This window comes from Suttonella ornithocola (genome assembly GCF_001889065.1).
Classification (GTDB): Bacteria; Pseudomonadota; Gammaproteobacteria; order Cardiobacteriales; family Cardiobacteriaceae; genus Suttonella_A; species Suttonella_A ornithocola.
The window spans coordinates 1-11,029 of record NZ_LWHB01000163.1 but is presented as its reverse complement, the minus strand read 5'-3'; the positions used below and the strand labels follow the sequence as shown (position 1 = coordinate 11,029).

Here is an 11,029-nt window from a genome sequence, read left to right as displayed (position 1 = left end):
GGATGGGGATTTTTAATCCAGCTATATGACGGTGAATTTGCTTGATCTTGTAGCGCTTTGCAACAGCGCGCCAAGTTTCTCCATTAGCAATATCGTTAAGAATTTTTTGTCGGAATTGGCTGCAGTAGGTCATAGGATATGCTCAGTTTGTTTTTGATAATTCTACTATAAGTCGTTCTTTATATCTGCTTTGGATAGATTGGATTATAAATGATTTGACTATATAACGAACGACCACATGATTCACTTAATGATATGGACACCAATTGATTCTGAAAATGTAGTCTAATTATTCTGTGAAAATACTATATGATAAATGGGGGTTACACATCTTCCATTTTTTATCATCCAATGTGTAAACAACCCGATAATTTTTAACATCTAATTTAATAAATCCACTCTATCAACACTCCCACTTTTCTACTAACGGCACCGCGATTTTTTGTAATAGACCTGACAACATTTGCCATGCGATACGTTGTTTTTTGGGTAAATGCGCAATGGATAGCCAACTGTATTCCAAACAAGGAAGAGCGCCGCGGTTTCGTTTAAATTTAGCGGCGCCAGCGCTTAAATGCAGTTGATAGTGGTTCTCTACACTATAATATTGTAAGCAATAAGATAGTTGACGATACAATATTCAGTGCCTTTGATAAAGCGTTGTGCTACCCACGGCTGCGCTTTTGTTGGCTTAAGATTTTTTAGCTTCTGCGCATCCGGCGCAATCAACGTTTCCCAAGCGAAGCGAGAATAGACCGGTTTAAAAACCCACTGTTGACTATCCTCAATAAAGGGAACAACCGCATCATCATCCGTTAACAAATAAGTTTCCGGTGTGGTTAACAAAGATTGCTGTGCTAACCATTGAGAAAAGCGAAATTTATCATGCAAGGTCTGCATCTGTTCACTCTCTGTCACACCGACCTCACAACCCAACTGATTTTTAACCAACGCCAAATACAAGGCTTCTTCACACGTCGGTAAAATATAATCAATCTTTTCCCGCTGAACCGCCTGCTGAAGCGCTTGCTGCCAAGCGGAAAACTGCTGCGCCACCGGCGGTAAACGTAAAAATTGCGACGTAAAGCGACTAAACCGTGCTAACGGAAAACGCAAACTATCGCCTACCATCACCTGCCAACCGCTCAACGCAAAAGCTCTTGCCCATTCCACCGCCACCGGCGCTCTTGCCCCTAAAATCAACACATTCATCGCTCACCCCAAAGAAGCCAACGGCGTCTTAGCCAACAAACACTGAACCCGCCGCCGCTTTGCACCGGCGATTGGCGGCTGCCACACCTCAAAACGCACATCAGGCATCGTCAACCCACGCTGCTCACAAAACGCCACCAACTGCTCACGCACCAAACGCGCTGCCGCTTGCGGTTCATCACTTGCCAAAGCCACCTGCCAACCATCCTCCCTTTGCACAACAGAAAACTCACGGACACCCGCCCCGCACAACGCCATCATCCGCCGCACATGATCGGGAAAAATCGCCTCCAAGCGCCCCGACTGCACACGCTCCAACCACAACACCTCATCAGTACGCCCTTCAATCGCAGCTAACGTTCGCTCCGCCCCACCGCACGAACAAGGTTCATCTGCCAAACGCAACACATCATTCAGCTGATAGCGTACAATCAGCTGTGTATCACGGGTAAAATCCGTAATAATCGGCTGAAAACGCTTTTGCTCAGGATCTAACCATTGCGGCTCAAAATACACAAACGTTTCATTCAAATGCAACCCGCCATGCGCACAGGTATACGCCAAAAACCCCTCCGTCGCCTGATAAATCTGCTCCGGCGACACCCCAAACACCTGACGGATAAGCCGCTTATCCGCCGCCTCCGCCACCTCGGCAACAGAAATCACCCGTTTTGGACGAACACTCAACCGTTTTTCCAAACCCGCTACTGCCAACAAGCGCAACATCGACGGCGGCGCCACCAAAATATCCGGCTGCTGCCGTTGCAAACGCGGTAAAGCCACCTCCAACCCCTGCAACAAATCATAAAACTGAAAATCAATCCGCCGCTTGCGTAGCGTCGTATACAAATGACTGTTCGCACGCAAAAAAAACGCAATTTTTAACGGCGCACGCCACGGCTGAAACAACCGCCGTAACTCGCTCGTCTGCAACATCCGCGCCAATAAAATCCCTGCCCAACGCGCTTGCTCCTGCGGACTGACCAAAAACAATCCGCGATTGCCTGACGTACCGCTCGACAGTCCAACCGTTAAATCCCCCAACTTTGGTGAAAAATCACGCGTCTGCTCCGCCTGCAACGCCACCGCAAACGCCTCCTCCGCCGTTACCCCTCGCGTATTATGCGCCGCAAAATCCGCCATAATCGTCGCTTTATCCATCAACGGTAAATCCGATAAATGCATAATCCGCATTCCCTGATAACGTGGCGCACGCGGTAATACTGACTGAAAAAAACGCTGTAATTGCTGCTCTTGCCAAGCCACTAAAGCCTCACGATGAGCGAACTGCAAACCATAGCGCGTCCGCAAAAAATGATAAAACAAACGCAAAGAAGACATATTTACTTCCTAAAATCTATCTTGAATAGAAATAACAAGATTAGGCGACTGAAAATTATCAAAACCATAAATAAGACAATACCAGCATCGCAGTAACACTATATTCCACAACAAGAATAGAGAGAAAAACAACAAATAATCCAAAAAACTCGCCTATTGATTTCACCATATAACCTCCCTTCAACATCACTAAATATAAGCCCTTTAATGTAATTTTTTAGTATTTTGACGATAAAAGTCATATAAAGCGATACCTTTTAGCAAAGTCTTATAGGATTATCCCTAAAGCATATTCAGATGATACCTAATGAAACCCCCAATCGAATAAAAGCATTTTTTAACAGCAGACGAATGATGAAGAAGCACGGCAACGATGCGTGGAATTTACAAGCTGCTTTCTCCTCAGCTGGAGATAGCTGCGACTGACTTGACGCGGCATTTTGCTCCTTAAAGAAAAAAATGCGAAAAAGTGAGTGAAGCGAACAGCAGATTATCGTGAAAACACGCGTTACGCTTTTCGGTGGATTCACGATTTAATGACTGCCCGTAAAAAGCAAAAATTAAGAAACAGCTTGAAAAGAACGCTATCTCCCGAAAAAAATATTAGCTCAATATTCAAAAAACAAAAATATCCCAAAAAACTGAAATATTATCGAATGAGCGCGGATATTAGTGCAATCAGCTAAAAAATATAACGTTATAGTCAAATCAGCTAAACACGGAACGCTCTATAAACCCTACCGAACACCTCTAGGAGGAAATAACGTTCTGTTTTTTAGCTGATTTGAGACCTTTGCCCTCAAAAAATTGAAATCTTTTTATTTTTTGAGGGCAAAGGTCTCAATTTAACTATATTCATTCTGAAGATGTTTTCCAATATTCCGCCAAAAAATCAATCATCGTGCGTACTTTCACGCTTTGATAATCCCGATGTAGATAAGCCGCATAAAGCGGTTGGCGTAACGTTGGTTGCTCAGAAAACAAACGTTGCAAACGTCCTTCACGAATATCAGCGCCACAAATCCATTCCGGCAGCATCGCAATGCCCTGCCCGCACAAAGCCAGCTGATAAAGCATCAAGGCATTATTACTTTGCACCACCGACGGCAACGACAGCGTTACCGCCGCATAATCCGGCAACAAACCGTAATGCGCCTGCAAACCCTCTTTTCGCTCAGGGATGCCGTGCCGCGCCACATACGACGGCGACGCCACATAATAAAACGCCACCTCCGTTAAGCGTTTTACAATCAAATTCGCTTCAGGCTGTGGCGTAATCCGCAACGCCAAATCCAGCCCGTGCGCCGCCAAATCCATATGACGACTGTCGGTATGCAAAGACAACACCACCTGCGGATAACGCGCCCGATAAGCCGTAAAAATATCGGCAAAATAAGGCGTTGCCGCCCACATCGGTAAAGTGATTTTTAACGTGCCGACTGGATATTGCGTGCCGTGTTCCGCCTCCGCCTGCGCTTGGGAAAGCGTATCCAGCGCACGGCAACAATGCTGATAATAACGCCTGCCCACCTCCGTTAAACTCAAGCGCCGGCTGGTTCGGTTCAGTAATTTCGCCTGTAAATGACTTTCTAAATGGCGGATATGCTTGCTGGCAGTCGCGGTGGTCATCTGCAAATACTGAGCCGCTGCGGTAAAACTCTCTCTCTCTACCACCTCACGAAACACCCGCAAACTCTGTAAAGTATCCATAATTATTTCCCATTAAGAAACGAACCATGTCTGATTTTACGCTTTTGTTTCCGCAAACGAAACGATATACTGAACTCCCTTTGACAATATTAGGAATGATTATCAATGAGCATCACCACATCGCTTAACCGCTTTCAGCCACAAGCGCTGGCAGTCTTACGCATCGTCACTGGCTACTTATTTTTACTGCACGGCACAGCTAAACTCTTTGCCTTACCGCACGTTGCCATGTTTGACGGCTTACAACTTTTCTCTCTATACGGGCTGGCTGGCGTCTTAGAATTGGTTGGCGGCATATTCTTCATACTGGGCTTTCTCATCCGCCCCACTGCCTTTATTCTCTCGGGTCAGATGGCAGTCGCTTACTTTATGGCACATGCCAAAGCTGATAACATCCTGCTTCCTCTGCTCAATCATGGCGAAGGGGCTGTTTTATACTGCTTCATCTTCCTCTACTTCGTCTTTTCAGGCAGCGGTGCTTGGGCATTAGATAACCGTCTTTTCCGTCGATAAAATAACAGGTGATTTATGAAAACATTATTGGTTTTAAAAACCTCCGTCAACGGCGAACAAAGCCATTCTAATGCGCTGTTAGACCAAGCCGTTGCCGATGCCCGTCAACGTTTCCCCGAGCTGACCGTCATTGAGCGGGACTTAAATGCGCAGTCTGTTCCGACATTAAACAGCGAAACCGTTGCCGCTATTCGTGCCGGCGTTGCCGATACAGAAGCCCAAAAAACCGCGATTGCCTTAGCAGAAACGCTAGTTGCAGAATTAAACCAAGCCGATGCCGTGCTGATGGGCTTGCCACGATACAACTTCACCGCACCTGCCAGCTTCAAAAACTACATAGATTATATTGCCCGTCCACGCATCACCTTCCGCTACGGTGAAAATGGCGTTGAAGGCTTACTGCCCAATATTCCGGTTGCCGCAGTCATTACCAGTGGCGGTGCTTACCAAGGCACAGCAGCAGACACCATGACCCCTTGGGTTACACAAGTGTTAGGCTTTGTCGGACTCTCACAAGTGCAATTCATTCATGCCGAAAACATGGCAATGAATGCCGATGTCGGTCTAAAACAAGCGCAAACACAGTTACAACATTGGATTTCTCAGCTGTCTTAATCAGAAACGCTGAATTAAAAACCTGCCTGATGTTCGGGCGGGTTTTTTATTTAAGAAATAGCTTTTCCAGAGATATTTATAGTGCAATCAGCTAAAAAACAAAACGTTATTTACCGCTAGAAGCGCTAAATGATAGTTAGAGAAAGATCTGTTTTTTAGCTGATTTGACTATAACATCATTTATCAAACTTCATTCGATAAAATTAAGCAGAAGAATCACGCTCAATCGCCCATGCACGTTGCCAACTGGGTAAAGCAGCTAAGCGTTGACCATAGCGTTCAATATTAGGATATTGCGCTAGCTGCCCTCTTGCAGTTAATGCCTCAATAATAAATGACATCATAAAATCTGCACCTGTAATCTTTTCGCCCAACAAATAGGAGCGATTTTCCAAATGCTGATTCAAATAGCTCAGAATTTTGTTACTTTCTATAGCAGCATATGGTGGAATAACACTCAATTTTTCAGGCTCTTTACTGGCAAAAAGACTTAATAAGAAAGGCACCATTGCAGAGCTTTCTGCAAAATGTATCCACTGAAGATATTGCGCATATTCATCACTATCTGGCTTTGGGGCAAGGTGCGGTGCATAACGGCTGATTAACCATTCTGTCATCGCGCCTGACTCTGCAAGTATCTGACCATCAATCTCTAAGATAGGTGCTTTGCCTAACGGGTGAATATCCTTCAGTTCATCAGGCGCAAGCTGGTTATCTGCTCTGCGCTCATAACGCTTTAAAACATAAGGCACGCCTATTTCTTCCAATAACCATAGAATCCGTATAGAACGCGATTGATTTAGATGATGTAGTGTAATCACATTTCTCTCCTAATTTGGATTTTTTTCTTCGCCTACTTGAACAATCACCTTGCCAAAATTTTTCCCGTCCAACAAATCAATCAATCCTTGTGGTGCTTGGTCAAGCCCATCAATCCGATGTTCACGATACCGAATTTTCCCTTCCTGTAACCATTGCGTCATCTGCTGAATAAATTGTGGATATTGCGCGCCATAATCATCAAAAATAATAAAACCGCGCACCGTCATTCGCTTACGCAAAATAGTTCCCATCAATAAAGGTAAACGGTCTGAACCTTCAGGCAAACTTTCTGCGTTATATTGCGAAATTAAGCCACATAGTGGAATACGCGCTTTTGTATTTAGCAAAGGTAAAACCGCATCAAATACCTTACCGCCCACATTTTCATAATAAACATCAATTCCCTGTGGGCAAGCTGCGCGTAATTGCTCGGCAAAATCTTCTGCTTGATGGTCAATACAAACATCAAAGCCTAAAGTTTCTACAGCATAACGACATTTCTCCATGCCACCTGCAATGCCTACCGCTCGCGCACCTTTAATTTTTGCCACTTGACCAACCACGCTGCCCACCGCGCCAGTCGCTGCTGCCACCACGACAGTTTCTCCTTCTTGTGGACGTCCAATATCCAATAAGCCCATATACGCCGTAAAACCGGGCATCCCTAATACGCCAATTCCATAAGAGGGATAAACCATATCTTCTGGCAGTTTCACGACACTTTGCCCATTTGATAAATGATAATCTTGCCATCCACCATAACTAACGACCCAATCGCCAACTGCATAATCTGGATGTTCAGATTTCATCACTCGACAAACACTTCCGCCAACCATAACATCCCCAAGCGCAACGGGGTCTGCATAAGATTCGGCATTGCTCATTCTTCCTCTCATATAAGGATCTAATGATAAATACACCGTGCGTAATAATATTTGTCCTGACTGCGGTTTTGGAATATCGGTTTCTACCTGCTTAAAATTCTCTAAAGTTGGTCGTCCCTTAGGACGAGAATGCAATAACCATTGACGATTTTTATCTATTGTTTGAACACTCATAAAAGCTCCTTAGACACGAGTCAATAAAATCTCACGAGCGACATCTGGCGTAATATCTCCATGCTCGCCCAATTTCGTTAAACCATGTTCTGTTAATTGCATAGCGACCGTATCAGCCACTTGTGCATCTAATTGATAATCTGATAAACGGGTGCCAACCCCTAATGCATTAAAGAAATCTTCTGTGTTTGCGATTGCTTGGTCAATACGCTCATCTTCCGACCCGTCGCGAAGCTGCCAAACATTAGTGGCATACTGCAATAACTTCTCTGCTTTTGCCTCTCGGCGAACTTTCCAAAGTCCCGGAAGTACCAAAGCTAAAGTACGCGCATGGTCGATACCATAAAGTGCAGTTAATTCATGCCCTATCGCGTGAACCGACCAATCCTGCACCGCGCCTGCTCCAATTAAACCATTTAATGCCATGGTTGCTGCCCACATAATATTTTCACGTAGCATCATATTCTTTGGCTCAGCAAGTAATTTTGGTGCATCTTCAATCAAAATGCGTAATAGCGCTTCTGCATAAGCATCTTGAACCTGTGCACCGCTAGGATAGGTTAAATACTGCTCAATCACATGCACAAACGCATCAACCACACCGTTTACCATTTGTCTTTCAGGGAGCGTTAGCGTTTTTTGCGGATCAAGAATAGAAAATTTTGGATACAACAGTGGATTGCCAAAAGAAAGCTTGGCTTTCTTTTCCCACCGAGTAATCACACCACCGCTATTCATTTCAGAACCTGTTGCTGGAATAGTGAGAACAGTTGCTAAAGGCAACGCTCGCTGAATATTTGCTCCCCGCTTTAACAAAATTTGCCACGGGTCTTCTTCAATCTCCGCTGCCGCTGCAATGAACTTCGTTCCATCAATAACAGAGCCACCGCCAACCGCTAATAAAAAATCAACCTTATGCGCTTGAACCTCTGCTACCGCACGCAGTAGCGTTTCATATTCTGGATTCGGTTCAATCCCGCCAAATTCAACGACTACACGATTTCCTAGTGCCTCTCGAACCTCTGCTAAAGTACCATTACGCTCCGCACTACCACCGCCATATAGCACCATGACCTTTGCATCTGCTGGTACCAAACGATTCAACTCAGCAATTTTCCCTTCACCAAAAACGATACGGGTGGGATTGTAATATTCAAAATTCATAAGACCTCCTGATAAAAGTCACTATTAAGCATAAAAATTTGCCCCATCATCTAATATGGGGCTATATCAGCAGATACAAACTAGATATATTTTTTATAAAAAATAGTTAATAACTTTAAAAATATTCTAAAAAACTAAACTATTCAACATAAAAGCAATATAGGTTAAAATGGGTATCATTAATAAAAAATTACAAACTGTAATAATACAGAAAAAATGCCAATATTTAGCGAAAAATTTTCAAACTTTTCCCCATTTTTCTTCAAAACAACTTTTTATTAAACTCATTATCATATTCTTATCTGTTAAAAATAGTTATTATTATCAGCATAATAACAAAATAATTAATAATTATATTTATTTTTATTTAAGAAGATAATCTTAATTATATTAATTTATTTTAGACAACAATCCAAAATCCTTACTCATATCTTCACTTAAGTACTCACTGAGATAATTAATAGCCAATTTAGAAATCGAGCTTACTTTATTTTTTTCTGTTATAAAAAAACCAATAGGTAAAGTGACAGGATAAGCAGGTAATTTAGTATGATAACAAACGACTGCAAACTCACCTTCTAAAAATAAAATTTCTGTATTACCATCCAAAAAACCTTCATAAAATCCGTATAAGACTTCATCAGAAATATTCTTGAATTCATTTTTCCACTCTTGCCTTTCGCGACGGTTTTGCTTTTCTGATAATGGGAGATACAAATGGAACTTATAGCCTCGTTTTTGTTTATTGATCAAACTTTGTAATTTATCGTGAATTTTTCGTTGTTTTGCCCAATAAATATCACTTGGTGCAATCCAATAGAGTTTTTTATTTTTATCAGATGATTTCAAGTTATCTAAGATAATTTCAATTTCATCAAATACTTTATTAGAATCCTTCTTATTCTCTTTTGCTTGATGATAAATCTGCCCTAAAAAATACAAACCATTTTTTTGCTCATATTTTTGATAAACCTTTATAAATTCGGCAATATTAAATTTTCCGTTAAGCAATATCCTTAAAGTATCATCATCGCGCAATTCGTTCATGCTCTTTAGTAATTCTTTCAAGTTATTACGATTGCATAATTGTTCTAGTTTGGCAGTAATAGATTGTTGAATATTATCTTGGTTGATAAGATCTGAAATACCATGACGCTCTTTAGCATCGCCTGTTTCAGGCAATAACTCAAAAGATTGCGTAAAACGAAAATAGTCAGGTGGGTCCTTGGGTTCAATTGCATCAATTTTGTACAGCAAAATATCTTTGTCCTCTAAGTTAATGATGCTATATCTTCCATTAGTTGGCGGAAACGATTTTGAAATGTTCTACGAGCGATTTCACTGCTTTCAGACAATATTTTTGGTTTAATTTCCAATTCGATGGCTTGTTGATAGAATCTATCAGAATTTTTTTTCTGTAAAAAGTTATTATCCAATAATTCCATACGATATTCACCACTAAACTCTTTTAATATAGGTATTTTAGGTGAATCTTGCATATCATTTTGGAACAATTGTAGTCCTTCTGTTGATAGTTCAACTAATCCATTTTCTTTCCAAGTAATCCAGTTATTTTGTTCTAAATCAGAAAGAGCCACTTTGGTTTCGTGTTGACTAAACCCAAAGTATTGGGCAATTTGCTCAGGTTTACATGATGTTACTTTTAATAACCGCAACAAATACTCACGCACAAAAGCAACACCTTTATCACTCATATAAGAAAATACAATACGAAAACGGGGAGCCTTAACCACAAAATCTATTTGGTTGTATGATATTTTCTTTTCATTCATTTTTTCTCTCCATTTTTCAATGTATTAATAGTGTAATATTGATTATTAGTTTGTTTTTGCATAAATCGTAAGACTTTTGCCAATGGAGTATTACTATTTTTTGGCTGTTCCCATACTGTCTTTGCCCCAACGATAATTAGCTTATCCATTGCACGAGATAAAGCTACGTTAATGCGATTAGGTAAATATAAAAATCCTGTACTATATTTTTTATCATGACGGGTAAGCGATAAAATAATGATACGATTTTCTTTACCTTGATAACTATCTACACTATCAATTTTAACTAAACGGCGAAAATCATCATTCCAGATACGTTCATTAAATTTTTGACGTATTAATTTTTTTTGTTCTCCATACATACAAATAATGCCAATAATGTGAGAATTATTCTCTAAACATTGTTGCACGATTTTGCTATTTATAAATGCCTCATCATTTGCTAGGTCTTGTAATACCTTGATAATCTCATCAGCTTCTACACGGTTGAATAAGCTGCCATTTTTACCTTCTTCATGATACGCATTTGGTAATGAAGCTGTATCTAGCCACGTCACGCTAGATTTTAATTTTTCAGGAAAGCTACTATAAATATAGTGCAATCATCTAAAGCCCAACCCAATCCAAAGCAGATAAAAGAATAAAGTATCAATACAATCCATCCGCCATTCTTTGCGTATTTGCTTAATCCAAGCCCACATCTTTTCAATGGGATTTAAGTCTGGACTATAAGGGGGTAACCAAACTATCTCATGCCCATGCTCTTCAATGATTGCTTGAATATCACTGCGTTTATGAAAA

Annotated in this window: 13 protein-coding genes; 3 read left to right on the top strand and 10 right to left on the bottom strand. The window is 41.4% G+C overall.

Features of this window, described 5'->3' with window-relative positions; genetic code table 11:
• Positions 1-594 precede the first annotated feature (594 nt).
• The gene (locus A5N85_RS11610; RefSeq protein ID WP_072577369.1) at positions 595-1,212 is read right to left on the bottom strand and encodes an ATP-grasp domain-containing protein; all 618 of its coding nucleotides are present in this window, start codon (positions 1,210-1,212) and stop codon (positions 595-597) included.
• Between the two features lie 3 nt (positions 1,213-1,215).
• Entirely contained in the window at positions 1,216-2,553 is a 1,338-nt protein-coding gene (locus A5N85_RS11605) for a F390 synthetase-related protein (protein ID WP_072577368.1), read from the bottom strand.
• Positions 2,554-2,850: 297 nt separating this feature from the next.
• On the opposite strand from A5N85_RS11605, the gene A5N85_RS17070 reads away from it, so the two are divergent.
• Positions 2,851-2,979: a hypothetical protein gene (locus A5N85_RS17070; protein WP_281268167.1), complete on the top strand. Its 129-nt coding sequence runs from the start codon at positions 2,851-2,853 to the stop codon at positions 2,977-2,979.
• A 429-nt stretch (positions 2,980-3,408) separates the two neighbouring features.
• On the opposite strand, the gene A5N85_RS11595 is transcribed toward A5N85_RS17070, so the two are convergent.
• Entirely contained in the window at positions 3,409-4,263 is an 855-nt protein-coding gene (locus tag A5N85_RS11595) for a LysR family transcriptional regulator (RefSeq protein ID WP_072577366.1), read from the bottom strand.
• 105 nt (positions 4,264-4,368) lie between these two features.
• Between A5N85_RS11595 and A5N85_RS11590 the strand changes: the two genes are divergently transcribed.
• The gene (locus A5N85_RS11590; RefSeq protein ID WP_072577365.1) at positions 4,369-4,776 is read left to right on the top strand and encodes a DoxX family protein; all 408 of its coding nucleotides are present in this window, start codon (positions 4,369-4,371) and stop codon (positions 4,774-4,776) included.
• A 15-nt stretch (positions 4,777-4,791) separates the two neighbouring features.
• The gene (locus A5N85_RS11585) at positions 4,792-5,391 is read left to right on the top strand and encodes an FMN-dependent NADH-azoreductase (protein ID WP_072577364.1); all 600 of its coding nucleotides are present in this window, start codon (positions 4,792-4,794) and stop codon (positions 5,389-5,391) included.
• 203 nt (positions 5,392-5,594) lie between these two features.
• On the opposite strand, the gene A5N85_RS11580 is transcribed toward A5N85_RS11585, so the two are convergent.
• From A5N85_RS11580 to A5N85_RS11555, 7 genes are all read right to left on the bottom strand, one after another.
• On the bottom strand, positions 5,595-6,212 hold the full coding sequence (locus tag A5N85_RS11580) for a glutathione S-transferase family protein (protein ID WP_072577363.1): 618 nt from the start codon (positions 6,210-6,212) through the stop codon (positions 5,595-5,597).
• Positions 6,213-6,221: 9 nt separating this feature from the next.
• Entirely contained in the window at positions 6,222-7,271 is a 1,050-nt protein-coding gene (locus tag A5N85_RS11575; protein WP_072577362.1) for an NADP-dependent oxidoreductase, read from the bottom strand.
• A gap of 9 nt (positions 7,272-7,280) precedes the next feature.
• Positions 7,281-8,435: an iron-containing alcohol dehydrogenase gene (locus A5N85_RS11570; RefSeq protein WP_072577361.1), complete on the bottom strand. Its 1,155-nt coding sequence runs from the start codon at positions 8,433-8,435 to the stop codon at positions 7,281-7,283.
• A gap of 390 nt (positions 8,436-8,825) precedes the next feature.
• Positions 8,826-9,692, bottom strand: coding sequence for a hypothetical protein (locus A5N85_RS16270; RefSeq protein ID WP_211268189.1), 867 nt, complete (start codon positions 9,690-9,692; stop codon positions 8,826-8,828).
• A 14-nt stretch (positions 9,693-9,706) separates the two neighbouring features.
• The gene (locus tag A5N85_RS16265) at positions 9,707-10,228 is read right to left on the bottom strand and encodes a hypothetical protein (protein WP_211268188.1); all 522 of its coding nucleotides are present in this window, start codon (positions 10,226-10,228) and stop codon (positions 9,707-9,709) included.
• Positions 10,225-10,830, bottom strand: coding sequence for a C-terminal helicase domain-containing protein (locus tag A5N85_RS11560; protein WP_072577360.1), 606 nt, complete (start codon positions 10,828-10,830; stop codon positions 10,225-10,227). Before A5N85_RS11560 ends, A5N85_RS16265 begins: the two co-directional genes overlap by 4 nt.
• On the bottom strand, positions 10,831-11,029 hold a 199-nt coding region (locus A5N85_RS11555), incomplete at its 5' end, for a transposase (protein ID WP_249023966.1).